Annotated in this window: 19 protein-coding genes and 1 tRNA gene; 7 read left to right on the forward strand and 13 right to left on the reverse strand. The window is 64.4% G+C overall.

Translation table 11 applies throughout. From position 1 onward, the window contains the following. Positions 1-30 precede the first annotated feature (30 nt). The 4 genes from ACUCV3_RS02345 to hslV all read right to left on the reverse strand — a co-directional run bounded on the left by ACUCV3_RS02345 (position 31) and on the right by hslV (position 4,688). Complete coding sequence (locus ACUCV3_RS02345; protein ID WP_279728918.1) at positions 31-567, reverse strand: GIY-YIG nuclease family protein; 537 nt, start codon at positions 565-567, stop codon at positions 31-33. Continuing rightward, entirely contained in the window at positions 564-2,690 is a 2,127-nt protein-coding gene (locus tag ACUCV3_RS02350) for a S9 family peptidase (protein WP_279728917.1), read from the reverse strand. Before ACUCV3_RS02350 ends, ACUCV3_RS02345 begins: the two co-directional genes overlap by 4 nt. Positions 2,691-2,802: 112 nt before the next feature. Next, entirely contained in the window at positions 2,803-4,104 is a 1,302-nt protein-coding gene (gene hslU / locus ACUCV3_RS02355) for an ATP-dependent protease ATPase subunit HslU (RefSeq protein WP_037519699.1), read from the reverse strand. A gap of 17 nt (positions 4,105-4,121) precedes the next feature. Then, positions 4,122-4,688, reverse strand: coding sequence for an ATP-dependent protease subunit HslV (gene hslV / locus ACUCV3_RS02360; RefSeq protein ID WP_004207214.1), 567 nt, complete (start codon positions 4,686-4,688; stop codon positions 4,122-4,124). Positions 4,689-4,871: 183 nt separating this feature from the next. Here hslV and ACUCV3_RS02365 point away from each other — a divergent pair, with 183 nt between their 5' ends. Next, complete coding sequence (locus ACUCV3_RS02365; protein ID WP_004207213.1) at positions 4,872-5,057, forward strand: hypothetical protein; 186 nt, start codon at positions 4,872-4,874, stop codon at positions 5,055-5,057. A gap of 34 nt (positions 5,058-5,091) precedes the next feature. On the opposite strand, the gene ACUCV3_RS02370 is transcribed toward ACUCV3_RS02365, so the two are convergent. Beyond that, positions 5,092-5,220 (reverse strand): entericidin A/B family lipoprotein, encoded by a 129-nt coding sequence (locus ACUCV3_RS02370; RefSeq protein WP_004207212.1) that lies wholly within the window; start codon positions 5,218-5,220, stop codon positions 5,092-5,094. Positions 5,221-5,362: 142 nt separating this feature from the next. Here ACUCV3_RS02370 and ACUCV3_RS02375 point away from each other — a divergent pair. Then, positions 5,363-5,437, forward strand: a tRNA-Val gene (locus ACUCV3_RS02375). A gap of 173 nt (positions 5,438-5,610) precedes the next feature. On the opposite strand, the gene ACUCV3_RS02380 is transcribed toward ACUCV3_RS02375, so the two are convergent. The 3 genes from ACUCV3_RS02380 to ACUCV3_RS02390 are packed head-to-tail and all read right to left on the reverse strand — an operon-like array spanning position 5,611 to position 9,037. After that, complete coding sequence (locus ACUCV3_RS02380) at positions 5,611-6,864, reverse strand: DUF3526 domain-containing protein (RefSeq protein ID WP_279728914.1); 1,254 nt, start codon at positions 6,862-6,864, stop codon at positions 5,611-5,613. Continuing rightward, positions 6,861-8,303 carry an ABC transporter permease gene (locus tag ACUCV3_RS02385; protein WP_482240353.1) on the reverse strand — a complete coding sequence of 481 codons (1,443 nt, stop codon included), beginning with the start codon at positions 8,301-8,303 and terminating at the stop codon, positions 6,861-6,863. Before ACUCV3_RS02385 ends, ACUCV3_RS02380 begins: the two co-directional genes overlap by 4 nt. Further along, entirely contained in the window at positions 8,300-9,037 is a 738-nt protein-coding gene (locus ACUCV3_RS02390) for an ABC transporter ATP-binding protein (RefSeq protein ID WP_279728912.1), read from the reverse strand. Before ACUCV3_RS02390 ends, ACUCV3_RS02385 begins: the two co-directional genes overlap by 4 nt. Positions 9,038-9,190: 153 nt before the next feature. Between ACUCV3_RS02390 and ACUCV3_RS02395 the strand changes: the two genes are divergently transcribed. Then, on the forward strand, positions 9,191-11,395 hold the full coding sequence (locus tag ACUCV3_RS02395; protein ID WP_279728911.1) for a TonB-dependent siderophore receptor: 2,205 nt from the start codon (positions 9,191-9,193) through the stop codon (positions 11,393-11,395). Positions 11,396-11,412: 17 nt separating this feature from the next. Further along, positions 11,413-13,221 carry a M14 family metallopeptidase gene (locus ACUCV3_RS02400; protein ID WP_279728910.1) on the forward strand — a complete coding sequence of 603 codons (1,809 nt, stop codon included), beginning with the start codon at positions 11,413-11,415 and terminating at the stop codon, positions 13,219-13,221. Here the strand turns inward: ACUCV3_RS02400 and ACUCV3_RS02405 are convergent. The 4 genes from ACUCV3_RS02405 to ACUCV3_RS02420 all read right to left on the reverse strand — a co-directional run bounded on the left by ACUCV3_RS02405 (position 13,208) and on the right by ACUCV3_RS02420 (position 19,023). Then, positions 13,208-13,663: a hypothetical protein gene (locus ACUCV3_RS02405; RefSeq protein WP_482240354.1), complete on the reverse strand. Its 456-nt coding sequence runs from the start codon at positions 13,661-13,663 to the stop codon at positions 13,208-13,210. The two genes, ACUCV3_RS02400 and ACUCV3_RS02405, sit on opposite strands and share 14 nt — an antisense overlap. A gap of 19 nt (positions 13,664-13,682) precedes the next feature. After that, positions 13,683-15,803 (reverse strand): TonB-dependent receptor, encoded by a 2,121-nt coding sequence (locus ACUCV3_RS02410; RefSeq protein ID WP_482240355.1) that lies wholly within the window; start codon positions 15,801-15,803, stop codon positions 13,683-13,685. A 149-nt stretch (positions 15,804-15,952) separates the two neighbouring features. Next, complete coding sequence (locus tag ACUCV3_RS02415; RefSeq protein WP_482240356.1) at positions 15,953-17,269, reverse strand: sigma-54-dependent transcriptional regulator; 1,317 nt, start codon at positions 17,267-17,269, stop codon at positions 15,953-15,955. Continuing rightward, the gene (locus ACUCV3_RS02420) at positions 17,266-19,023 is read right to left on the reverse strand and encodes a sensor histidine kinase (RefSeq protein WP_482240357.1); all 1,758 of its coding nucleotides are present in this window, start codon (positions 19,021-19,023) and stop codon (positions 17,266-17,268) included. Before ACUCV3_RS02420 ends, ACUCV3_RS02415 begins: the two co-directional genes overlap by 4 nt. A gap of 256 nt (positions 19,024-19,279) precedes the next feature. Between ACUCV3_RS02420 and ACUCV3_RS02425 the strand changes: the two genes are divergently transcribed. From ACUCV3_RS02425 to mqo, 3 genes are all read left to right on the forward strand, one after another. After that, a complete protein-coding gene (locus ACUCV3_RS02425; RefSeq protein WP_482240358.1) occupies positions 19,280-20,620 on the forward strand; it encodes a dicarboxylate/amino acid:cation symporter in 1,341 nt (446 codons plus the stop codon). A gap of 12 nt (positions 20,621-20,632) precedes the next feature. After that, on the forward strand, positions 20,633-22,114 hold the full coding sequence (locus tag ACUCV3_RS02430) for an alginate export family protein (protein ID WP_482240359.1): 1,482 nt from the start codon (positions 20,633-20,635) through the stop codon (positions 22,112-22,114). A 97-nt stretch (positions 22,115-22,211) separates the two neighbouring features. After that, positions 22,212-23,936 carry a malate dehydrogenase (quinone) gene (mqo, locus tag ACUCV3_RS02435; protein ID WP_279728902.1) on the forward strand — a complete coding sequence of 575 codons (1,725 nt, stop codon included), beginning with the start codon at positions 22,212-22,214 and terminating at the stop codon, positions 23,934-23,936. A gap of 57 nt (positions 23,937-23,993) precedes the next feature. Here mqo and ACUCV3_RS02440 read toward each other — a convergent pair whose 3' ends face one another. Next, positions 23,994-24,728, reverse strand: coding sequence for an SDR family NAD(P)-dependent oxidoreductase (locus ACUCV3_RS02440; RefSeq protein ID WP_279728901.1), 735 nt, complete (start codon positions 24,726-24,728; stop codon positions 23,994-23,996). Between the last annotated feature and the right edge of the window lie 108 nt (positions 24,729-24,836).

A 24,836-nucleotide genomic window follows, 5' to 3' on the forward strand; every position in this document is an offset into this window, starting at 1 on the left:
CGTTGGTGGCGAGGGAGGGCGCGCCCTCCCTCACGCTGCGCGATAGCCCGCCCTTGCTTCTGCGGCGCACAAGGCGCGCCGGTCCATGACATGCCTGCGCCAGCGATTGGCAGGGTTCTCCATCAGGTTGAGCGGCGGGCAGTGGCGCTGGATGAGCATGGTTTCCATCGCCTTGACTGCATCCCGATCAGCAGTCCATTGCACCGCCAGTAGATGGTCTGCCATCCATTGGGAAAGACGCTGCTCGCCGTCGGGGGTGAAGCAATAGTTACGAAAATTGCTTTCAGACGAACCTCGCCCGCGCGCAATTGCGACGAGGTTGAGCCTGGTTTTCAGCAACGCGCCGAAACTGCGGCGCAGGGTCGAGAAGCCGCTGATCTGGTGAAGAAGATGATTGCGCACATGCAGATCATCCTGCGTCATTCCGATATAGACCAGCCCATTCTCCCCAGTTTCGATGGGCGCAAGTTGCTCGGGATCATTCAGGTAAAACGCATATAGGCCTGCGCCATGCAGTTCGGGCAGGTCCGAAACAGGTCGGCGGTCAGCCGAGGGCAGGGCGGTCAATTCGCGACGCCCAATTGCTCCAGCGCAAAGGCGCTATATTCGGCCTGGTCGCGATAGCGGCGGAAGCGGCCCGACTTGCCGCCATGGCCGGCCTCCATATTGATGCGGAAGACTAGCGGATTGCTGTCTGTCTTGGTCGCGCGCAGCTTGGCTACCCATTTGGTCGGCTCATAATATTGGACCTGGCTGTCCCATAGGCCGGTGCCGACGAACAGGCTGGGATAGGCTTTCGCCTCGACATGGTCGTAGGGCGAATAGGCCAGCATCACATCATACCATGGCTGCTGTTCGGGATTGCCCCATTCGTCATATTCACCGGTGGTGAGCGGAATGGTCGGGTCGAGCATGGTCGTGACGACATCGACGAACGGCACCTGTGCGATGATGACCTTATAATCCTGCGGCGCCATGTTCGCGACCGCGCCCATCAGCAGGCCGCCGGCACTGCCGCCCATCGCGGCGACCCGGCCCTTCTTCGCATAGCCCTGATCCACCAGCGCGCGCGTCACGTCGATGAAGTCGGCGAAGCTGTTCATCTTGTTCTTGAGGTGGCCGTCATCATACCATTGGCGGCCCATTTCCTGGCCGCCGCGAATATGGGCGATGGCATAGACGACGCCGCGATCAAGCAGGCTGGGGAGCAGGGGGGAGAAGGCCGGATCGGTCGAATAGCCGTAGCTGCCATAGGCATATTGGTAGAGCGGGGCGCTGCCGTTCTTCTGGAAGCCCTTGGCGTAGATGAGCGAGACCGGCACCTTCGTCCCGTCGCGCGCAGTCGCCCAGACCCGTTCGGTCACATATTTGGTGGGGTCATAGCCCTTAACCTCCTGGACCTTCAGTATCTTGCGTTCGCCCGTGTCGACATTCACCTCATAGGTGGTTTCGGGCGTACGCAGGCTGTCATAGGTGTAGCGGACCCAGGGCGTGCCGCTTTCGGCATTGACGTCCAGCGCCATGGCATAGGCGGCCTCATCGGCGTTGACGAAGCTGCTCTTGCCGTTCCTGGTCAGCAGGCGCAGGCGCTTATTCCCTTCCGAGCGTTCCTCGATCGCAAGGAAGCTGTCGAATGGCTGGAAATTCTCGATGAAGACGCTGGCGCTGGTCGGCACGATGTCCTTCCATGCGGCGCGGCCCTTGGCGGCATCGGCGTCCGATATGGTCATCAGCCGGTAATTGGGGGCCTGCCAGTTGGTGCGGATCGTCCATTGCCCACCGACATTGTCGCTGCTGTAGAGGAAGTCGCGTTCCCGCGGCGCGAGCGGCGTGAAGCTTGCCGGATTGGCAGAAGGCGCGCAGCGCTCCTCATTGCTGACGGTCGATTGCAGGACGATGCAGATGAACTTGTCCGACGTCGTCGTCTTGAGGCCCATGTAGAAGCTATCGTCCTTCTCCTCATAGACCAGCCGATCGGCGCCGACAGGCGTTCCCAGAACATGCGCCTTCACCCGCTTGCCGAGCAGGGTGGTGGGATCTTTCTCGACATAGAAGAGGGTCTTGCTGTCGTCGGCCCAGGCGAAATCGGGTTCGGCATTGGGGATTTCATCGGCCAGCAGCTTGCCATCTGCGATCGTTTTTACCCGGATCACATATTGGCGGCGGCCGACCAGATCCTCGGCATAGGCGAGCAACCTGTCGTCGGGGCTGACGTCCTTGCCGCCGACCGCGAAATAGCCCTTGCCCGCGCCCATCCTGGGCTCGTCGAGCAATATCTGCTCGGGCGCGTCCATGTTGCCCTTGCGCCGGGCGACGATCGGATAGTCGCCGCCGGTCTCGAAGCGGCTGTAATACCAGTATCCCTTCTTGCGATAGGGGACGCTGCTGTCGTCCTGCTTTATGCGGCCGGTGATCTCGGCGTAGAGCTTGTCCTGCAACGGCTTGGTCGGCGCCAGCAGTGTGTCGGCATAGGCATTTTCGGCCGCCAGATAGGCGAGCATCTCGGGGTTCTTGCGGCTGTCGTCGCGCAGCCAATAATAGGGATCCTGCCGCGTCGCGCCGAAGGGCGCCTTCACCTCATGCGGCTTCTTTGCCGCGACAGGTGGTTTGGGGGCGGTCTGCGCCTCGGCGGTGGTGGACAGTGCGGCAATGCTGAGGCTCGCCATGAGCCAGGCCGAAGTGCGGATCATATTCCCTCCCTGCGAATCGCATGGCGGAGGCTGACATGATGGCGGGCAGGGGGGAAGATGATCCGGGCCTGCCATAAGAGACGGCAGGCCCGTACTGAAGCTATGCGCTCAGTTACAGCACATATTTGCTGAGGTCGGTGTCATGGGCCACCGCCGACAATTGCTTGTCGACATAGGCCCGATCGATCACCAGCGTCTCGCCGCGCCGGTCCTCCGCCTCGAAGCTCACATCCTCCAGCAGCTTTTCCATCACCGTCTGCAGGCGACGGGCGCCGATATTCTCGACCTCGCTGTTCACCTCGGCCGCGATCTTCGCGACCGCGCGGATGCCTTCGGGCGTCAGGTCGATCGTCACTTCCTCGGTCGCCAGCAGCGCGCGATATTGCGCAACAAGGCTGGCCTTGGTGTCGGACAGGATCGCGACGAAATCCTCCTCGGTCAGCGCCTTCAGCTCCACGCGGATCGGCAGGCGGCCCTGAAGCTCGGGCAACAGGTCGCTGGGCTTGGCGACATGGAAGGCGCCTGAGGCGATGAAGAGGATATGGTCGGTCTTGAGCGGGCCATATTTGGTCGAGACGGTCGTGCCCTCGATCAGCGGCAGCAGATCGCGCTGCACGCCTTCACGGCTGACCGAGCCGCCGCGCACGTCGCTGACGGCGATCTTGTCGATCTCGTCGAGGAAGACGATGCCATTCTGCTCGGCGCTGGTGATGGCGACGCGGGCGACATCATCCTGATCGAGGCGCTTGTCCTGCTCTTCCTCGACCAGCTTGTCCCAGGCGTCGGCGACGCGCATCTTGCGACGCTTCTTCTGCTGCTGGCCAAAGGCCTTGGACATCATGTCGCTGAGGTTGATCATGCCGACCTGGCCGCCCATGCCGGGAATTTCCATCGGCATCGACGGGGTGTCGGCGACTTCCACCTCCACCTCGACATCGTTCATCTGGTTGCCCTCGATCTTCTGGCGGAAGGAGAGGCGGGTGGCCTCGCTCGCATCCTTGCCGGTCAGCGCATCGAGCAGGCGGGCCATGGCGGCTTCCGACGCGGCTTCGCGCACGGCTTCGCGGCGGCGGTCCTTTTCCAGGCGCACCGCTTCCTCGACCAGATCGCGAACGATCTGCTCCACGTCGCGACCGACATAGCCGACCTCGGTGAACTTGGTGGCTTCGACTTTGACGAAGGGCGCGTCGGCCAGCTTCGCCAAACGGCGGCTGATCTCGGTCTTGCCGCAGCCCGTCGGCCCGATCATCAGGATATTCTTGGGCGTCACCTCGTCGCGCAGGTCGGCGGGCAGGTGCTGGCGGCGCCAGCGGTTGCGCAGCGCGACGGCGACGGCGCGCTTGGCATCATGCTGGCCGATAATATGCGCGTCGAGCGCGGCAACGATGGCTTTGGGGGTCAGATTGTCGTTCATGGTCTTTTCTTGAAATCTCAGGCTGCGCTGTCGAGCGTTTCGATGGTGAGCTGGTCGTTGGTGTAGACGCAGATATCCGCCGCCACACCCATCGCCTTGCGGGCGAGGGTTTCGGCATCTTCCTCATATTCCACCAGCGCACGGGCGGCGGCGAGGGCATAATTGCCGCCCGAGCCGATCGCGGCGACGCCGCCGAGCGGCTCCAGCACGTCGCCATTGCCGGTCAGGATCAGGGTGACGTCCTTATCCGCGACGATCATCATCGCTTCCAGGTTGCGCAGATATTTGTCGGTGCGCCAGTCCTTGGCGAGTTCGACGGCGGCGCGCATCAATTGGCCATTATGGCGTTCCAGCTTGGCTTCGAGCCGCTCGAACAGGGTGAAGGCGTCGGCGGTGGCGCCGGCAAAGCCGCCGATGACGCTGCCGTCATGCAGGCGGCGTACCTTGCGCGCATTGGGCTTCATCACCGTCTGGCCCATCGAAACCTGGCCATCGCCGGCGACGACGACCTTTCCATTCTTGCGGACCGACATGATGGTGGTGCCATGCCAGACCGGCATGGACGAGCGGTTATGGTCATTCATGACCGCGCATATGGGAGCGGCAGTCAAGCGCTGCAAGCGTCTATGTAGAAACACGAGTCCGCCGCCGAAACGTGCGATTTGCGGGACGATTTCTGACTGTCGGTTAAGGAACCAATGTCGATGAATTGACATTGTGCAACGCAGCAATCATTGTCGGTCGTCCCAAATGGAGGGAAGCTACTCATGACTCTCAAGGCCAGAGCACAAGAAAAGGTCGAGCGCGCGGGTATTGCCAACTATTCGTTCGACCAGGATGTTCTGGTAATGTGTGGCGTACGCTATGCGATCGAGGCGTGCGAATGCGGCGAGCCGGATTGCGACGGTGTGCGTTTGCGCAAGAAGTCGGCCTTTCCGCGCATCCTGCAGTGATGCAGGGCGGCAGGATGCCGCCCTGTCCCCGTTATCAGTGAATGACTTCCTTGCCGGCAGTGCCGACCGATTCGATGTCGCGGCCGACGCCCTGCACCGTGTTGCAGGCGGCGAGCGCGGACAGGAGCATGGAGGCAAGGACGAGAGCGACGGTCTGACGCATGGATGATGCACTTTCTGATCTATGTTGGTCGGGCCTGTATAATGCGGCCAAACGCGCTGGACAGAGATAATTTCCAAAAAGCTGCAAGGCGGCGCTTGACAGGCCCGGCATCGGATGCGAAAGGCCGCCTCCTCCTTACAGGGGGCGCGTAGCTCAGCGGTAGAGCACACCCTTCACACGGGTGGGGTCACAGGTTCAATCCCTGTCGCGCCCACCATGATTTCAACGATTTGCGTTGAAGCATGGCTGGAGATATCCAACATCGGTAGTTGACCGTTGCAGGCACAGACCAGCACCGGTGCTTCTATGTGCCCTCGGCAAGTCGATGGTTGCCGCCGAGGATGAAGCGAAGCGAGCAATTTCGCCCTCATCCCCGGCCATCACAGTCTCTCACATATCGTCGAAGCGCGGAGCGCTTTCGAAATCCGCCTGCCCGAACGGCTTGTCGGTGAAGAGATAGCCATAATAATAATTGCGCAGCCTGGCATGGAAGGCGCGGATGCGATCCTGATAGGCGAACTGCGCCTGCATGTCGGTGTCGGCGAGGCGGGCGAGCAGCGCCTGCACACCGACCGAGGGCAGCAGCCAGCCGACCGAACGGGCGGCGGCGTCGCGCGCCTCGATCCCGTGGCGGTAGGCGTTCGCCTTGGGCGCGACGCTTTCATCGCCGACCTGGTGGAAGGCGAAATACCATTTCCAGTGGAATGCGTGGCCTAGCGGCGGGCTGTCCTTCCATTCGGGGTGGCCGGCATAGAAAGCCCGCATCGTCTGTTCGCGCGGAATGTCCCAGGCACGGTTGACCGCCTCGCGTTGGGCGAGCGTCAGTTCCACGCCCTGGCCGACCGGGATGGCGCGATTGATCGCGAAATGGGCGATGGTCGGCAGCAGCAGGGTAAGCAGCAGCCACAGGCCGGCAAGCGTCGCGGCATTGGTGACCGAACTCCAGCGCAGCCGTCCTACCAGCAGCGTGACGCCAATCCAGAAGGCGAGATAGAGGGCGACGAGGCCCAGCACCGCGAGCAGCGGCAGCAGCGGCACATGCGACAGGGTTGCGCCGATCGCCAGCGGCACGGCGAGGGCGAGGAACAGAAGTCCGCCGCGCAGCAGCACGCGCCGCGCCCAGAGATGCCGTCCCGATCCTGCGAGCGCATCGAGCATGCGCAGCCGCCCGGCTTCCCGCTCGCCTGAGACCAGGTCGTGGAACAGGGCGATCACGAACAGGGGCGTCAGATAGACCAGCACGAAGGCGAAATCGAAACGACCGGGCAGCGCCAGTTCGGGATTGAACGCCTCGCCATCGTAAAGCTGTGCTTCCAGCCCCAGCGCGCGGACACGCAGGATGTAAGGTGCGACGTCCCGCAAGCCGAGCGCCACGAAGGCGAGCGGCGCGGGCGCATCCCAGGTGGCATGGAAGCTGTAATAGGCGGCATTGCCGGGATCCTGCGTCTTGCCGGCCCATTGCGCGACGGCCGCGATATCCTGTGCCTGTTTCGGCTGGATGCGGGCGATGACGGCGCGCTGTCGGGCGACTTCGGCCATGCCGGCAGCGACCGAGGCGATGGCGAGCAGGGCGACCAGCAGTAGCGCCAGCAGCGCCATGCGCGAGCGCAGCAGCAGGCGCAGTTCATGGGTGAGGAGGGTCATGGACGGGCTTTCTGAAGATGGCGGGCGACGGGCAGCAGCGCCAGCAGCGCGAGTGCCAGCCAGGCGAGCAGCAGGCCCAGGCCGGGCAGGCTGGCCGTCACCAGGTCGCCGGCCGTCGGCGCGATGAAGCGGAATTGCGGGATCGCCTGCCAATGGTCGGCGGAGATGCGCTTGCGCTGATCGGCGCCGGCATCCTTGGCCTTGTCGTCGGCATAGCTGACGGCATCCGCCTGCAATTGGTTGAGATGCTGGACCATGGCGTAGCGATAGGCTTCGGCCTGGGCGAGGAAGCGGCGATGGCCGGCCAGATCGGTGCCCGCCGCGGCCATTGACAAGCGACGCAGCGCGATGGCTGGGCTGACGATGCCGAAACCGTCGGTCAGGCGGCGCTGCGCCTGCTGGATTGCGAAGCTGCGATCGGCATAGGCGTCGAACAGACCCGACGTCAGCTTCTCGCCCTCGACCGCGAGCAGGCCGTTATAATTGACCGGCAGATCCTCCACCTTGTCGACGCCATAGCGGCGCAGCACCTTCTGCTTGAAGGCGTTGAAGAAAGGATCGTCAGGGTTATGCGCGTCGCCAAGGCGATGCAGATCCTGCTGGATGGCAATGTCGGTTTCCAGGCGGGTGGGCAGGCCATGGGCCTGCGCCGCAATATCGGGTGCCACGCGCGGCAGCAGGATCACCAGCACCGCCCAGAGCGCGAGCAGCGCGAGCAGCGCGTCGCGGCCGCGCCTTACCAGCGCGGAGACAAGGATCACGATGATCGACCACAGTGCCAGATAGGCGCCATAGCCAAGCGCGATCACCGCCATCGGCCCGGCCAGCGCGCCCGGCTGACCCGCGATCAACAGGAAGGCGATGAGCGCGGGCAGACCGACCAGCGCGGCGACCACGGCTAGCGCCAGCAGCTTGCCCATGACCAGTGCGCGGGCGGACACGCCCTGCACCAGCATCTGGCGCAGCGTGCCGCGTTCGCGTTCACGCGCGACCGCGCCATAGCCAAGGAAGATCAGCAGCAGCGGCGCAATCACCTGCAACACGAAGGCCGGGGTCAGCTGGCCGAAGCGGACCAGCAGCGAGGATTGGCGGACATCGCCGAAATTGGCGCTGTTCTGGCGATGCCCTTCCAGGAAGATGCTGTTGCCGGTGAACGCATCGACGCCGGGATCGAAGGCAGCGAGCGGTGGCAGCGGGCGGAAGATGAAATTGCCGAAATGGACCATGCGATGGGGGTGGCGGTCGGGCTGCGCCTCGAACGCCTCGGCGGCCTGGGCCTGGAACCGGGCGCGGGTTTCGGCAATGCCGCTCTGGTGCGACCAACTGATGAGCGCGGCAGCGAGCGTCAACAGGACGAGCAGCGCGAAGGCGATGACGGCGACGCGGTTGCGCCGCATCAGCCGCAATTCGTCGCGCGCGATCAGGGTGATGGCGCTCATGCGGCAACGGCCTCCCGCGCGAACTTGCGATGCAGGTCTCGCACGTCGAAGCGGTCCGTGCCCTGCGCCGATGCCTCGTCGACGATCCGGCCGGATTCGAGAAAGCCGATCCGGTCGGCAATGTCGGCGGCCGACAGCAGGTCATGGGTGACCATCAGCACGGCCGCGCCCTTGCGCGCGACATCATGGACCAGTCGGTTGAAATCGGCGGTCGCGCGCGGGTCAAGGCCGGAAGAGGGCTCGTCGAGCAGCAATACCGGCACTTCGCGCAGCAAGGCGATGGCGATCGCCACCTTCTGCCGCATCCCCTTGGAAAAGCCGCCGAGCCGCTTGTCCCAGGCCGATGCCTGCAGGCCCGTGGCGTCGAACGCGCCGTCAATCTCCTGCGGGGCCGGGTGGCGGCCGGCCAGCGCCAGCAGATAGGCGGCATTTTCCCGCGCTGTCAGATGCTCGTAAAGGGCGACATTTTCGGGGACATAGGCGATCTGCTCGCGCGCCTTGTCGGGTTGCGCCGCCGGGTCATGGCCGGCCACCAGCACCGTGCCGCTGTCGGGCCGGGCAAAACCCAGTAGGGTCGACATGGTGGTCGATTTGCCCGCCCCATTGCCGCCGAGCAGCGCATAGATTTCGCCGGCATCGACATGCAGGGTCAGGCCGCGCAGCACATGATGGCTGCCATAGGACAGGTTGACGTCGGACAATAGGATGGGCTGGCCGGTGGCGGTCAGGGACATGGGGGCAAGGCTCCTTGGCTGTTGCGCCGGACCATTTCGGCGATGCAGCAATCTGTCAATGAAATAATATAACATTTCCATTGACGGGCGCGACAGGCCTACCCTAGGGGCAGCAGTGAATGAGATTGCGTCTCATTTGATTCAGGGGAAAATATGTCGATCCAGTTCCTGCCGCGCGCCTGCGCTGCGCCCGTCCGTTCCCGTCGCTTCCGTCGCATCGCCCGCGCGCTGCCGCTGGCCGCCGTCCTGGCCTGGCTTCCAGCCCAGGCGCAGACCGGCGACGCGGTTCATCATGTGCCGGAGGGCGAGGGTGCCATCACGGTCGACGGCGTGCGCCAGGCCTATCGTGGCGATTTCTCCGTGAAGGAAATTCCCCAGGCCATCACAGAGATCGACGCGGAGACTCTGCAGCAGAATAATATCCTGCGTCTGACCGACGCGCTGGACATGAATGCCTCGGTCGCGCGCCAGAATACGTTGGGCGGGCTGTGGGACAGTTTCGCCATTCGCGGCTTTGCCGGCGATGAAAATCTGCCGAGCGGCTATCTGGTCAACGGCTTCAACGCCGGGCGCGGCTTTGGCGGCCAGCGCGACGTGGCCGGGATCGAACGGGTCGAGGTGCTCAAGGGGCCGGCGGCGGCGCTGATCGGGCGCGGCGAGCCGGGCGGCACGATCAACCTCGTCACCAAGCAGGCGGAAATCGGCCGGACCTTCGGCACGGGCACGCTGCAATATGGCAGCTATGACCGGTTCCGCGCTGACGCCGACGCCAATCTGGCGCTGACCGACGGCATCACCGCGCGGCTGATCGGCTATTATGAGAAGGGCGACACGTTCCGCGACTATGTGTCGCAGAAACGCTGGGGCTTCCTGCCCTCGATCGGCGTTGCGCTGGGCGACCGGACACGCCTCACCTATGACTTCGAATGGACACGCGTGGAAGTGCCGTTTGATCGCGGCATCGTCGTCCTGAACAATGATTTCAACACCGTGCCGCGCTCGCGCTTCCTGGGCGAGCCGGGCGATGGCGACACGGTGGCGCGCGCCACCGGCCACCAGTTGCGGCTCGACCATCAGTTCAATGACGACTGGAGCCTGCTGGTCGGGGCCAGCCATCGCGACACGCTGCTGACCGGTTTCTCCTCCGACGCCGAGCAGACCGCGTCGCGTCAGAAACTCTATGTCGATGGCCGCTCCCTGTCGCGCCAGCGCCGCTCGCGCCGCTATGATGCGGAACATAGCGTGGTTCGCGCCGAGGTCGCCGGCAAGTTCGAGACCGGATCGCTACGTCATCGCGTGCTGATCGGCGGCGATTTCGACCAGTTCGAATATGATAATTATTTCACCCGCTATCGCCCGCCGGCGCTGAGCAGCAATCCGAGCGATCAAGCGGGCTATGTCATCGACATCGACAATCCGGTCTATGGCCAATATCCGCTGCCTGCGACGTCGGTGCTGACGAATCGTCTGGATACCCAGCGCAGCTTCGGCTTCTATGTGCAGGACCAGATCGAACTGACCGATCGACTGCAGATCCGCATCGGCGGTCGTTATGACAATCTGACGCTGAAGGTCGATAACCGCACCCTTCCGGAGGCCAACCGTTACAATAGCCGCAAATATGAGCGGTTCAGTCCGCAGGTCGGCATCGTCTATGACCTCAGCGATCCGATCACCCTCTATGCCGCTTATGGCCAGGGCTATCGTGCCAATGTCGGCGCGGATTTCTTCAACAATATCTTCGACCCGGAAACGAGCGAGTCGATTGAGGCGGGTGTCAAGCTGACCGCGCTCGGCGGCGCTTTGACCGGCACCCTGTCCGTCTATCAGCTGACCAAGGACAATGTGCTGGCCAGCGACAATAATAATCCCGGCTTTTCCGTCGCGATCGGAAAGGCGCGGAGCCGCGGTATCGAACTGGACGTGAACGGCCATCTGCCCGGCGACATCGATATCCTGCTGAGCTACGCCTATACCGATGCCGAAGCGCGGGAGGCGGTGAACGACCCCAATTTCGCCACCCAGATCCTGCCGGGGGACAGGCTGATCAACATTCCCGACCATAATCTCAACATCCAGGTCGCCAAGCATTTCGAACTGGCCGGGCGCGGGGCACAACTGGGCGCGGGCATGCAATATGTCGGTGAACGGCTGGGCGAAACGGGCACGGACTTCACCCTGCCATCGCACACCCTGTTCCGCCTGTTCGGCAGCGTCGATGTGATCGAGGGTGTCGAGCTGTTCGGGACGATCAGCAACCTGTTCGACGAGACATGGTATGCCAGCAGCTATAGCTCGGTCTGGGTGCAGCCGGGCACGCCGCGCACCGCCACCGTCGGCGTGCGCGCCCGCTTCTGAGCCGGAAGGATAGAGACATGAGCAAGAGCATGACGCGCCTTCTGGGCGCCGCCGCTTTGTGTGTTGCTGGCACCGCCATTGCGCAGCAGCCGACCCAGGCGCTGCTGCCGGGGCTGCCCGCTTCGGTGCTACCGCCAACGCTGCCCTGGTCGGGGGCAAGTGAAAAGCTGGTCGTCGGCAAGGATGATCCCTGGATCACGCCGGCCGAGCAGGCCGGTTTTTCCACCACGCCGCGCTATGCCGAGGTCGAGGCGTGGTTGAAGCGTCTGGACGCAGCATCTCCCCTCATCAGCCTCGAAACCTTCGGCCGCACCGGCGAAGGCCGCGACATGCTGCTGGTCCGCGCCAGTAAGGGCGGCGCGGGCAAGCCGGTCGTGCTGGTGCAGGCGGGCATCCATGCGGGCGAGATCGACGGCAAGGATGCCGGGCTGATGCTGCTGCGCGACATCGCGCTGCGCGGCAAGGACGGGCTGCTCGACAAGGTCGATCTGGTGTTCGTGCCGGTCTATAATATCGACGGGCATGAGAAGATGAGCCGCTGGAACTTCCCGGCGCTGCGCGGCCCGGCGGAAAAAGGCTATGTCGGCAACAGCCGCAACATCAACCTGAACCGCGACTATTCCAAAGCGGACGCGCCCGAAAGCCGGGCGATGATCGGCCTGCTGCGTCGGCTGGACCCGATCCTCTATGTCGATTGCCATGTCAGCGACGGCTTCGACATGCAATATGACATCACATTCACCTATGCCGGCTGGGGCCGCTATGCCTACCATCGCGCCACCGCAGACTGGCTGCAGGGCCGTTTCGGACCGAGCGTGACGTCAGCACTGGAAAAGGCTGGCCATATCCCCACCATCTATCCCAGCCCGATCGACACGCGGGAGCCGACAAAGGGCATCCGTCAGGCGCCCGAAGGACCGCGCTATTCGACCGGCTATGGCGATTTCATCGGCGTTCCGACCGTGCTGGTCGAAAACCATATGATGAAGCCCTATCGCCAACGGGTGCTGGGCACTTATGTCCTGCTGGAGGCGGCGCTGAAGCTGGCCGGGCAGGATGCCGGAGCGATCGCGCAGGCGAAGGCCAGCGACCGGGCATCGCGCCCCGCCGAAATGCTGACCCGGTGGAAACTCGCTGCGCAGCCGATCGGCTGGGTCGAACGGTTCAAGGGCATTGCCTTCGACACCTATGTCTCGCCGGCGAGCGGGCGCAGGGAACAGAAATGGCTGGGCCGCCCGGTCGACTGGCGGATGCCGATCATCGGCCAGGAACCGGTCGAAACGGTGCGTCTGCCGAGGGCCTGGTGGATACCGGCCGGTCAGGCCGAGGTGATCGATCGGCTGACGCTGCACGGCATTCAGTATGATGTGCTGGACGCGCCGCGCACGCTGACGCTCGATCGGGCGCGGCTGGTCGACCCGCAATCGATGTCGGTGCGCGACGCGCGCATCCCGCTGGACACGAAGTTGCGGCACGAGACCGTGACTGAAACGCTGCCAGCCGGCACGGTGCGCGTGCCTGCCGATCAGCCGCTGGGCCTTTTGGCGGCAGCGCTGCTGGAGCCGGAAAGCCAGGACAGTTTCCTTGCCTGGGGCTTCTTCCCGGAGATATTGGCGGCGCCTTCTGGGGCGGAGGACTTCGTCCGGGCGCCGATCGCCGAGGCGCTCCTCGCCGCTGATGCGCAGCTTCGCGCAGAGTTCGAGGCGAAATTGGCCGCTGATGCCACATTTGCGGCCGATGGCGACGCGCGGCTCGACTGGCTATCGGCCCGGCTGCCCGATCGTAGCCCCTATCATCATCTCTATCCGGTGCTCAGGGAGCGCTGATCGCACCCTTGTCGGAAGGAAGTGGGCATTGGCAACAATGGCCGCTTCCTTCCACCACCAGCCGGTCGATTAGGAAGCCCCGCTGCGCGAACAAGTGGCCAAGGGCCGATTTGATGTCGCCCATATCGATCTGTTCGACCTGACCACAATGCTGGCAGATGCCGACGGCAGCAGGGCCTTGCCGAATGGCGCAGAAAGCGTTCAACGTCTCAATCCGCAGGACTTTGCCCTGGGCGATCAGTTCATTGAGTGCGCGATAGACCTGGGGTGCGTAGAGCCGCTCATGCCGCTCGGCGGACAGGCTTCGCAGGTCATAGGCCGGCAGGGGGGCGCGGGCCTGTTCCAGCAGCGTAGCCACCAGGCGCCGCACTTCGCCGGGGCGACGGGTTGGCCTGACGGATTTGCCTGTATTGCGCATCGTGGCAGATGCCGGGGCGACCAAGCCGCCCCGGCATTCCGGATCAGAAGCTGACCCGCGCGGTCACGCGGATGTCGCGGCCGGTGAGCGGGGCATAGTCCTTGAGGAAGGACGAGGCCCGGCGGGCGACCACATCGAAGATGTTGTTGGCCGACAGGGCGAAGCTGAGCGGACGTTCCTTGCCCCAGGGGCGAACATTCAACTCGGCATTGACCATGGTGTAGCCGGGTGTCGTGGTCTCGAACTCGGCGACCCGGTCCTGCTTGCTGACGCGCTCGACTTCGCCGCGCAGGTCGAACTTGGTCGCCTGATAGGCCAGGCCACCGAGCAGACGGAGCGGGGGAATGCGCGGCGCCGGCCCGACGCTCTTCACATTGGCATGGACATAGTCGGCCAGGCCATCAGCGACGATCTTGCCGTCGCCCAGCTTGGCCAGGGTCAGCGATCCCTGCACCTCGAAGCCATAATAGCGGGCATCTGCCTGGTTGAAGGCGTAGACGGGCAGGCCATCTTCTTCCTCGCCGGTCAGATCCTCATAGATGAAGTTCGAGAACCAGGTGTGATAGGCCGAGGCCTCGAAGCTGTAATTGTCGCCGCTGCCGCGCAGGATCGCCTCGACGCTGTTGGCCTTTTCCAGATTGAAGTCGGGATTGCCGACCTCATAGGCCTGCGTGCCGGCATGGGGACCGTTGGCGAACAATTCTTCAGCCGCCGGCGCGCGTTCGGTGTGCGACAGGTTGAGGCCGATGCGCCAGCTGTCGGTTAGGCCATAGGAGGCGCCGGCCGAGCCGGAGAAGGCGTCGAAGCTGCGCTGGCCGGCGAAGAACTGCTCCTGATCCTCCAGCGGATTGGCGGTCAGGCTGGTATGTTCGTAGCGGCCGCCAAGCTCGAACTTGAGCGCGCCATAATCGAGCTGCTGCAAGGTGAAGACGCCGACCTGCGTGGTCGAATTCTTCGGCAGGAAGGCTTCCTCGCCGATCACGTTGAAGTCGCGGTTGAACAGTTGCACGCCGGTCGCGCCGCGCCAGGCGCCATGCTTGGCCTGGGTCAGTTCCAGCCTGGCTTCCATGCCCTTGCTGAAGAAGGCGGTGCCGACCGAGCCATCTTCCTCCAGTTCGGCATGGGTATAGTCCGCATAGCCCAGACGCAGCGAAACCTTGTCCAGCACATTGCCGTCGCCATTCACTTCGGCGCGCAGGTTGACGCTGTCCTGCTTCATGCTGAGGCGCGGGGCTTCCTGCTCGTCGCCCGGCTGGGTCGCGAAGCGGATCGGCACGCCATAGAGGCTGTCATAATGGTCGTAGGAAATACCGATATTGCCGGTGTCGCCGATATAGGCGATGCCCCCGCCGGCGGTCCAGGTCTTGGCCGCCGAATTGGGCAGCTTGCCCTTGACCGCGGCATTGCCGGCAAAGTCGATCGCTTCCTCGCCTTCTTCCGCCGGTTCGGCGGGGAGCAGGCTCGATGCCAGCGCCTGATCGCGCAGGGCAGGGGTGAGGGCATGGCCGCCGATGCGGACATCGTCGCTTTTCAGATAGCTGCCATCGGCATGGGCGACCCAGCCGCCCGATAGCGGGACATCGACCGAGGCCGCGCCCGAACGCTCGTCCGCGGCCGAACCATAGGTGCCGATCGCATCGACATGGACCGGCTCATCCGGGATTGCATTCGGGATGCGCTTGTCGATGACGTTGACCACGCCACCGATCGCTGAAGATCCATAGAGCAGCGACTGCGGCCCACGCAGCACCTCGATCCGTTCGGCAAGCAGCGGATTGACGACCACCGCATGATCGACCGAGGTGTTGGATACATCGACGGTCGACAGACTGTTGGTCAGCATCTTGACGCGTTCGCCCTGCAGGCCGCGCAGCACCGGGCGCGATGCGCTGGGGCCGAAGGAGGTGGCGGATACGCCCGGCTGATGTTCCAGCGTCTCGCCGATCGACGGGCGGATCGCCTGGGTCAGATCCTTGCCCTCGACCACGGCGACGCTGGACAGCATGTCCTGGCGGCGGGTCGGCAATATACCGGTGACGATGATGTCGGTGCGGGCCGCCTGATGATAGCCGTCGGCGGCGTCATCCGATGCGGTTTGCGCATGGGCGGCCGTCGAAACGCCGAGAACGGCAAGCGCACAGCCGGCGAGAAACTGGAATTGCATGGACTTGGATCCCCCGAGGTGGATGGAGCGACATTATTCTGACCTCCAGGCCCTGCTCGGTCGCGCTGGAGGCTGCCCCGCCTCTGTAAAAACATGTCCATGATGTTACAACATATCAAACATTACATTTCTGTCATGTGGCTGGCGCCCTATCCATCCAGCCCGCGAAGCTTCCGCAAATCGATGCCCAGCCGCCGGACCCGATAATAGAAGGTCTTGCGCGGCAGGCCGAGGCGCTCGATCGCCTGGCCCATGTCGCCGCCGGTCGCCTGGATCGCCTCGATGATCGCCATGCGCTCGAACGCATCCATGCGCACGTCGAGCGGCAGCGTCGCGCCGTCGCTGGCGGGTTCCTGCTCCAGACCCAGCGCCAGCCGTTCGGCCAGTCGCCCCAGTTCATGGACATTGCCGGGCCAGTCATGGTCCAGCAGATGGGCCAGTACCGCCCGGCTGACCGGCGGCACCGCGCGGCGAAAGCGGCGGGCGGCGGCATCGAGCAGATGGGCGAAGATCAGCGGAATATCCTCGCGCCGTTCGCGCAGCGGCGGGATGTGCAGCCGCACCGCCGCCAGCCGATAGAGCAGGGCCGGCTGGATCGTCGCCGCCTGGCCCTGCTGCGTCATGCAGCCGATCACGCGCAGGTCCACCGGCTGGGGTTCGCGCGCTCCGACCGGGCGAACCAGCCGATCTTCCAGAAACTGGATCAAATGCGCCTGCAGCGCCGGCCCCGACTGGTCGACATCGTCCAGGAACAAGGTGCCCTGATGCGCGCGGGCCAGCCGCCCTTCGAGCGGCGCGCGTCCGGCCAGGCTTTCGCCATGCAGGCTGGTCTCGGCGATCGAATCCGGCACCGCGGCGCAGGCGATGCTGACGAACTGGGCGCTGGCGCGGCGGCTGCGCTGATGGACCATGCGCGCAACCAGTTCCTTACCGGTGCCGGTCTCGCCCTCGACCAAAATGTCGATATTGGTGTCGGCCAGGGTTGCCACCATGTCGCGCAACCGCTCGATCGCCGGGGAATGGCCGATCAGCGGGGAGGCGACGGCGGTGTCGACCATCGCGCGCAGGCGGCGGTTCTCGATCACTAGCAGCCTCTTCTCGCTCGCCCGCGCGACTGATGCCAGCAGCGCGTCGGGATTGAACGGCTTGGTCAGGAAGTCCCAGGCGCCGGCCTTGAGCGCATCCACCGCCATCGGCACATCGCCATGGCCGGTGACTAGGATCACCGGCAGTTCCGCGTCACGGGCGTGGAGCGCCCGGAACAGGTCGGTGCCCGACATGTGCGGCATCCGCACGTCGCTGACCACCACGCCGGGAAAGTCCGCATCGATCGCCGCCAGCGCGTCGGCAGCGCGGGCGAAGGCGCGAACATCATGGCCTGCCAGTCTCAGCGTCTGCGCTATGGCCGCGCGCAAATCATCATCATCGTCGACCAGGGCGATCGGACGCGGGGGCATGTCGGTCATGCGCGTTTCAAACTCAGCTGGAAATGGGCGCCGACTTCACTGGGCAGCAGGCGCAGAGATCCGCCCATGTCGGCCATGATGTCGCTGGCGATGACGAGGCCGAGCCCCAGGCCCGACGGGCGGCTGGTGACGAAGGGCGTGAAAAGCTGGCCCTGCACCGAAGGATCGATGCCCGGCCCATTGTCGATCACCGACAGCAGCACCGTCTCCGCATCGAGCGCGACCGACAGGCGGATGGCGGGCGCGGCCACGCCCTCCAGTGCTTCCAGCGCATTTTGCAGCAGATTGACCAGCACCTGTTCCAGCCGGATCATGTCGGCCATGACACGCAGATCGTCCGGCAGGTCCGGCAGGTGCAGGTCGACCCGCGCGAGCCGCGATTTGAGGATCAGCACGCTGCCCTCGATCGGCCCGCCGAGCAGAATGGCGTCGATGGCGCCGGTCGCCTTGCGCGAAAAGCCGCGCAGTTCGGCGGTGACCTTGCCGATCCGGTCGGTCAGCCGCTCGATCGCCGCCATATTCTCGGCGGCCGCCTCGCTATCGCCGCGCGCGATCAACAGCCGGCCATTGGCGGCATAGCTGCGGATTGCAGCGACCGGCTGGGCGGTTTCATGGGCGATGCCGGCGGTGATCTGGCCCAGCGAAGCTAGGCGATTGGCCTGGCGCAGCCCTTCGCGCAGCGTATCGGCGCGCGTTTCGCTGGCGGCACGTTCTTCCATCTCCCGGCGCAGTTCGCGGGTGCGGGCCGTCACCATCGCCTCCAGTTCGCTGGTGCGGGCGGCGACCATGGCAGCACGTTCGGCGCGACGATGGCTGCGCTCGCGCAATATCCAGATGCCGCCGGCGAGCAGCAGCAGCAGCAGCAGGGTCGCCAGCCGCACCGTGCGCACGAAGCTCTCCACGCCATGCAGCGGCGTCAGCATGTTGAGCTGCCAGCCCGGTTCGCCGGCCGCGACCGATTGCCACAGCAGGCGGCGGCGCGGTTCGTCGGCGGGGCTGACGATCTGCCGGCCATCGGCATCGCCCATGCCCTTGAGCGGCACTGGCAGCAGCGAGCCGCGGCCGGACTGCAATTCGGCGCGAAAGCGCTGCTTGGCCTGCGCCGACAATGGATGGATGGTGGTGAAACGCCAGTCGGGGCGGCTGGTGATCAGGATGATGCCCTCGCGACTGGTAATGAAGGTGATCTCGCCCAGCCGCGCCCATTGCTGCTCGATCCCGTCAAATTCCAGCTTCACCACGACATAGCCGCCGCCGCGCGATCGCCGCGACAGATACATGCCGGGCCGCTCGCTGATCGTGCCGAGGGCGAATTGCGCGCCCGATCCATGGGCGGCGGCGAGCTTGAAATAATTGCGGAAGGAATAGTCCTGGCCGACGAAGCTGCGCTCGCTGCCCCAGTTGCTCGATGCGACGGTGCGCCCGGATGCGTCGAGCACATAGATTTGCGCCGCGCCGGTGGTGCGGGCAAGCGCCTGCAGCTTGCGGTCCAGCGCGCGCAGCGCGGCCTGTGATCCGGTGAGGCCGGCGACCAGGTCGCTGTCATCGGACAGGGCGATGGGCAACAGCCGGAACCGCTCGATCTCGCTCTTGAGATAGGCCTGGCGCAGGATCGCGGCGCCGCGCGTCTCCGCGCTCAGCCGGGCAATGGCATTGCGCTCGGCAACCTCGCCCGACAGCCAGAGCAGGCTGCTAGCCACGCCCAGGAACAGGGCGATCCACAGGATGCGATTCGGGAAGCGGGCGCCGTCCATAGCCCTGCATATCGCGTCGGCCGCCTATGTGCAAATTTCTGCACATGTCATGAAATTGGTGGGCAAATATATGCACTAGGCAAGCTGTCGGTTAACGTAGAAAATTTGGCAACATATTGAACTATAACAACTTAATATCATTCATCCTACAATTTGTCGCGCGTGGCTGACGGCTGGATACTGGCCCCCTCAATTCCCGACCCGCCCAACCAAGAAGGCGGGAAGGCTTTTGGCGAGGGCCAGAAAGACAACTGTCATGCAGATTTCCGATTTCTCCGACATGCCGGTCGCCCGGCGTCCCTGGTATCTTCATCTCTATGCGCAGGTGCTGCTGGCGATCATCGCCGGCGTGGCGCTCGGCCATTTCGCGCCGCATCTGGGGGAGGCGATGAAGCCGGTCGGCGACGCCTTCATCAAGGCGGTGAAGATGGTCATCGCCCCGGTCATCTTCCTGACGATCGTCACCGGCATTGCCGGCATGCGCGACATTGCCAGCGTCGGCCGGGTCGCGGGCAAGGCCTTCGCCTATTTCCTCTTCTTCTCCACCCTGGCGCTGGTCGTCGGCATGATCGTCGCCAATGTGGTGCGGCCGGGCGCGGGCCTCAACATCGATCCCGCCACGCTCGACGCCAGCAAGGTCAGCGAATATGCGGAAAAGGCGCATGACAGCACGCTGACCGGCTTTCTGACCGGCGTCATCCCCGACAGTTTCCTGTCTGCCTTCGTCAGCGGCAATATCCTTCAGGTGCTGTTCGTCGCGATCCTGTTCGGGGTCGCGCTGGCACTGATCGGCGATCGCGGCGCGCGCGTGCTCGATCTGCTCGAAGATGTCTCGACCGCCGTGTTCAAGCTGGTCGCCATTGTCATGAAGGCCGCGCCCGTGGGTGCGTTCGGCGCCATGGCCTTCACCATCGGCAAATATGGCGTCGGCACGCTCGCCAATCTCGCCTTCCTGGTCGGCACCTTCTACCTCACTTCGGCGCTGTTCGTGGTCGTGATCCTGGGCCTCGTTGCCTGTGCCGCCGGTTTTTCGATCTTCGGCCTGATCCGCTACCTGAAGACCGAATTGCTGCTGGTGCTGGGCACCTCCTCGTCGGAAAGCGCGCTGCCGGCGCTGATCGAGAAGATGGAGCGGGCGGGCTGCCCCAAGTCGATCGTCGGCCTGGTCGTGCCGACCGGCTACAGCTTCAACCTCGACGGCACCAATATCTACATGACGCTGGCCGCGCTGTTCATCGCGCAGGCTACCGGTGTCGACCTGTCGATCGGCGACCAGATCCTGTTGCTGGGCGTCGCCATGCTCTCGTCCAAGGGCGCAGCGGGCGTGACCGGCGCGGGCTTCATCACGCTGGCGGCGACCCTTTCCATCGTCCCCTCCGTGCCTGTCGCCGGCATGGCCCTGATCCTGGGCGTCGACCGCTTCATGAGCGAATGCCGCAGCCTCACCAACTTCATCGGCAATGCGGTGGCGACGGTCGTCGTCTCGCGCTGGGAAGGGCAGCTGGACCAGGCGCGGTTGCAGGCCGCGATGCGGGGTGATGGCAGAGAGCCATCCCCGGCTGAGCCGGCGCTCGCCAACGCCGTCCCGGCGGAATGAGGCGCAGCCACCATGGTTCGTTTCTCCTGCGCGGCCGTGCGCCGCCCCGTCGCCGTCTCCGCTCTCACCCTAGCAACCCTGTTCGCCAGTCCCGCATGGGCGGACGACATGCCCGCTGAGCCCGCCAGCCTCTATCCCGCCGATGCCGTCGGCGAAGGATCGGTATCGGGCGGCTATGCCCTGTCGCGCTGGGCGGAGGACTGGCGCAGCAAGGCCGATCCCGCGCAGCGCGACGACCTGTTCGATCGCCTCAAATATCTGCCGCTGGATGCGGATGGCGACATCTATCTGACGCTCAGCGGCGAGGCGCGGGTGCGGGTCAACTACACCACCAACCTCAACCTGCGGAACGCCGGCAGCCAGCGGCAGGACATCAACCGGCTGGTCGGCGGTGCCGATCTGCATGTTGGACCGCATCTGCGCTTCTATGGCGAGATCGCCCATGGCGGCATGTCCGGTGACAATATCGGCACGCCGTCGGGATCGCTGCGCAATGATCTGGTGCTGCTCCAGTCCTTCGCCGAACTGAAGGGCCGGGTCGCGGGCATGGACCTGGGCCTGCGCTATGGGCGGCAGGAATTTACCGACGGCCCCAATCTGCTGACGTCGCAGCGCGACAACAACACGATCCGCTATGCGCTGAACGGCGTGCGGGCCTGGGCACGGACGGGGTCGCTCCGCATCGATGCCTTCGATTTCAAGCCGACCGCGCTGGGCAATGGCGGGACGAGCGACGACAAGGTCGAACAGGGCCGGCGCTTTTCCGGCTTCACCGCCGGAATCCGCATTCCCGAAAAGGCGCTGGGCGGATCGGAGCTCTATCTCGATCCCTTTTTCTGGCGGTTGCGCACCAGCGAAGCGCTGTGGGGTGGCATCACCGGCCGGGTCGAGCGCTTCTACGCTGGCGCGCGCCTGTGGGGGGAGGTTGGCCCGGTCAATCTCGACTGGACCGTCAACCACCAGTTCGGCGATTTCGACGGGCGCGACATCAGCGCCTGGCAGCTCTTCTTCAACCAGAGCTACAAGCTGCCCGGCGATCTGCCGATGGGGCCGCGCATCGGCTTCCACGCCGATTATGCCAGTGGCGGCGGCACGTTCGAGGGTGGCACGCTGAAGGCCGCCTACGCCCCCTTCGGCAACAATATCTATTACAGCTACCAGCTGTGCATGACGCCGACCAACCTCAAGACGCTGGCGCCCAGCCTGACCCTGTCGCCGTTCAAGAGGGTGAAGGCGACGATGGAATATCAGTTCGCCTGGCGCGCCGATGAAAATGATGCGGTCTATCGCGCCAACAAGTCGATCTTCGCCGGCACCCAATCGGTCCCCGGCCACAAGATCGGTGAATCCATCCGCGCACAGATCACATGGTCGATCACGCCGCGCCTGTCCTTTGTCGGGCGCTACGAGCATCTGGATGCAGGCCCGGTGCTCAGCCGCGCCGGCTATGGCAACAGCGATTATCTGGCCGGCTGGCTGAGCTTCCGTTTCTGAAGGTGGATGGGGTGGTGCGCATGACCTGACGGACAAGATTGGCGAACGCGCATCCGGCCGCCCGGCCCCTTTCCACGCAGATTTGGAATCCACGATCATGACATCCTCCTCCAGTCCGGCGGCACCGCGCCGCCGGCCCCTGTTCAAGAAGATCCTCCTTACCCTCGCCATCCTCCTCCTGGTGCTGGCGATCGCCGCCGCCGCATTCCTGTTCCGTCCCATGGCCTCGCCCGCTGGCAAGGCGGCCGCCAATGACCAGCCGGTCGATGTGCTGGTGATCGGCGGCGGCATCATGGGCGTGACGCTGGCCACCTATCTCCAGGAGATGGAGCCGGACTGGCGGATCGACATCTATGAGCGGATGGACAAGGTCGCGCAGGAAAGCTCCAATGGCTGGAACAATGCGGGCACCGGCCATTCGGGCTTTGCCGAGCTGAACTATACGCCGGAGAAGGACGACGGATCGATCGCGACCGAAAAGGCCGTCGATATCGCCGAACAGTTCGAAATTTCGCGCCAGTTCTGGTCGCATGAGGTCAAGCAGGGTCGCCTGCCCAAGCCGACCGACTTCATCAACGCGACCCCGCATATGAGCTTCGTCTGGGGCGACGATAACATCGCCTATCTGCACAAGCGCCGCGATGCGCTGGTCAAGAACCCGCTCTTCTACGGCATGCAATATTCGCAGGACCCCGCGCAAATCCGTCGCTGGGCGCCGCTGGTGATGGAAGGACGTGACCCGAAGCAGAAGGTGGCGGCGACGTTCATGCCGCTCGGCACCGATGTCAATTTCGGTGTCATCACCACCCAGCTGACCCAGGCGCTGACCCGCAATCCCAATTTCAACCTGCAGCTTGGCCATGAGGTGCGCGGCCTGCATCAGAATGCGGACAAGACGTGGAACGTCACCGTCCATGACCTCAAGAAGAACAGCGATGCCGTGGTGAAGGCGAAGTTCGTCTTCATCGGCGCGGGCGGTGCCTCGCTCAAGCTGTTGCAGATGTCGGGCATTCCGGAATCGAAAAACTATGCCGGCTTCCCGGTCGGCGGCCAGTTCCTGGCGTTCGAGGGTCCGGCCGCGACCAGCCGTCACAATGTGAAGGTCTATGGCAAGGCGGAGGCCGGATCGCCGCCCATGTCGGTGCCGCATCTCGATGCGCGCAAGCTTGATGGCAAGTCGGTGACCCTGTTCGGTCCCTTCGCACTCCAGAGCACGAAATTCCTGAAAAATGGCTCGTCGCTCGATCTGTTCGCTTCCATCTACAAGAATAATGTCGGCGGCATGATGAAGGTTGGCGCGGAAAATCTGGATCTGGTCCGCTATCTGGCGCAGCAGGCGACTTTGACCGATGCCCAGCGTCAGGCCGAACTGGTCAAATATTATCCCAATGCCAAGCGCGGCGACTGGAAGCTGATCACCGCGGGCCAGCGCGTGCAGGTGATCAAATATGATCCCAAGAAGGGCACGGTGCTGCAGTTCGGGACCGAAATCGTCACCGACAAGGATGCCAGCATCGCCGCGCTGCTGGGCGCTTCGCCCGGCGCTTCCACCTCGCCGGCGATCATGCTGGAAGTGATGCGCCGCGCCTTCCCGCAGCAGATGGCGACCAGCTGGAAGCCCAAGGTTGCGGCGATGGTGCCCTCATATGGACAGAAGCTCAACGCCAGCCCGGACCTCACCAACCGCATCCGTCGCATGACCAGCCAGACGCTGGGCCTGCCCTATATAGAGGTGCCGGCGGGCCTGAATGGTGCGATGCCCGATGCCGGCGCCAAATTGCCGGCGAAGCGCAACCTCAATTCGGAACAGCAGGCGCTGTAACGACCGGACAGGGGAGGGGCTGGCGCGCGATCGCCAGCCTGTTCCCTGTCCCTCAGCCTATCGGCGGGTGATGCCGGCGCCGCCGTCCACCGGGAATACGCCACCGGTGATCCAGGCGGCTTCATCGGACGCGAGGAACAGCACCACGTTCGCCACATCCTCGACTGTGCCGAGCCGGCCGAGCGGATGGCGCAGGATATTGGCGGCCAGCGCGGCGGCCGGATCGGGCTGTCGGTCGAAGGAGGCGCGCAGCATTGCCGTGTCGATCGAGGCCGGGGCGACGCAATTGGCGCGCAGGCCGTCGGCCGCGACGTCCAGCGCAAAGCCCTTCATGAAGGTTTCGAGGCCGCCCTTCGATGCGGCATAGGCGGCAAGGCTGGGCGCGCCCATGCGGGCATTGATCGAGGAAATGAAGACGAAACTGCCCCGGCCCGCGTCCTGCATGGCGGGTGCGAAAGCCTGGACCAGGCGGACCGCGCCACCGACATTCACGTCATAGATCGCATTGAAGGCTTGCGGTGAGGAGGCGAAGATGTCCGCCTGTTCGGTTGCGGCGCCGGCATGGACGATGATGTCCGGCGGCCCAAGCCGTGCCAGCAAGTCGTCCGCGCCCTGCGCAATGCCGGCGTCGTCGGCCAAGTCGCAGACCCATGCCTCGTCCCCCGCATCGGAGGCGATCCGGTCCATCGCGACGACATGGGCGCCCTCCGCCTTGAAGCGGACGCAAATGGCCGCGCCGATGCCGCCGGCGGCACCGGTGACGAGGGCGATCTTACCAGACAGGCGGTGCATATCTTCTCCATTCGTATTTATAAAAGCAACATATCATCTGGTGATGCGCTCGCAATGGCATAATTCTGACAATGCCAGATTGACGTGTTGCTAAATGAGCGATAATTG

The organism is Sphingobium sp. VMM, assembly GCF_056790315.1.

What these genes read in the sequence shown, in the direction of transcription:
- ACUCV3_RS02425 (WP_482240358.1), top strand. Translation starts at nt 19,280, where the DNA reads ATGCAGATTTCCGATTTCTCCGACATGCCGGTCGCCCGGCGTCCCTGG.
- ACUCV3_RS02395 (WP_279728911.1), top strand. Translation starts at nt 9,191, where the DNA reads ATGTCGATCCAGTTCCTGCCGCGCGCCTGCGCTGCGCCCGTCCGTTCC.
- ACUCV3_RS02410 (WP_482240355.1), bottom strand. Translation starts at nt 15,803, where the DNA reads ATGCAATTCCAGTTTCTCGCCGGCTGTGCGCTTGCCGTTCTCGGCGTT.
- hslV (WP_004207214.1), bottom strand. Translation starts at nt 4,688, where the DNA reads ATGAATGACCATAACCGCTCGTCCATGCCGGTCTGGCATGGCACCACC.
- ACUCV3_RS02400 (WP_279728910.1), top strand. Translation starts at nt 11,413, where the DNA reads ATGAGCAAGAGCATGACGCGCCTTCTGGGCGCCGCCGCTTTGTGTGTT.
- mqo (WP_279728902.1), top strand. Translation starts at nt 22,212, where the DNA reads ATGACATCCTCCTCCAGTCCGGCGGCACCGCGCCGCCGGCCCCTGTTC.
- ACUCV3_RS02370 (WP_004207212.1), bottom strand. Translation starts at nt 5,220, where the DNA reads ATGCGTCAGACCGTCGCTCTCGTCCTTGCCTCCATGCTCCTGTCCGCG.
- ACUCV3_RS02385 (WP_482240353.1), bottom strand. Translation starts at nt 8,303, where the DNA reads ATGAGCGCCATCACCCTGATCGCGCGCGACGAATTGCGGCTGATGCGG.
- ACUCV3_RS02430 (WP_482240359.1), top strand. Translation starts at nt 20,633, where the DNA reads ATGGTTCGTTTCTCCTGCGCGGCCGTGCGCCGCCCCGTCGCCGTCTCC.
- ACUCV3_RS02350 (WP_279728917.1), bottom strand. Translation starts at nt 2,690, where the DNA reads ATGATCCGCACTTCGGCCTGGCTCATGGCGAGCCTCAGCATTGCCGCA.
- ACUCV3_RS02420 (WP_482240357.1), bottom strand. Translation starts at nt 19,023, where the DNA reads ATGGACGGCGCCCGCTTCCCGAATCGCATCCTGTGGATCGCCCTGTTC.
- ACUCV3_RS02390 (WP_279728912.1), bottom strand. Translation starts at nt 9,037, where the DNA reads ATGTCCCTGACCGCCACCGGCCAGCCCATCCTATTGTCCGACGTCAAC.
- ACUCV3_RS02380 (WP_279728914.1), bottom strand. Translation starts at nt 6,864, where the DNA reads ATGACCCTCCTCACCCATGAACTGCGCCTGCTGCTGCGCTCGCGCATG.
- ACUCV3_RS02365 (WP_004207213.1), top strand. Translation starts at nt 4,872, where the DNA reads ATGACTCTCAAGGCCAGAGCACAAGAAAAGGTCGAGCGCGCGGGTATT.
- ACUCV3_RS02415 (WP_482240356.1), bottom strand. Translation starts at nt 17,269, where the DNA reads ATGACCGACATGCCCCCGCGTCCGATCGCCCTGGTCGACGATGATGAT.
- hslU (WP_037519699.1), bottom strand. Translation starts at nt 4,104, where the DNA reads ATGAACGACAATCTGACCCCCAAAGCCATCGTTGCCGCGCTCGACGCG.
- ACUCV3_RS02440 (WP_279728901.1), bottom strand. Translation starts at nt 24,728, where the DNA reads ATGCACCGCCTGTCTGGTAAGATCGCCCTCGTCACCGGTGCCGCCGGC.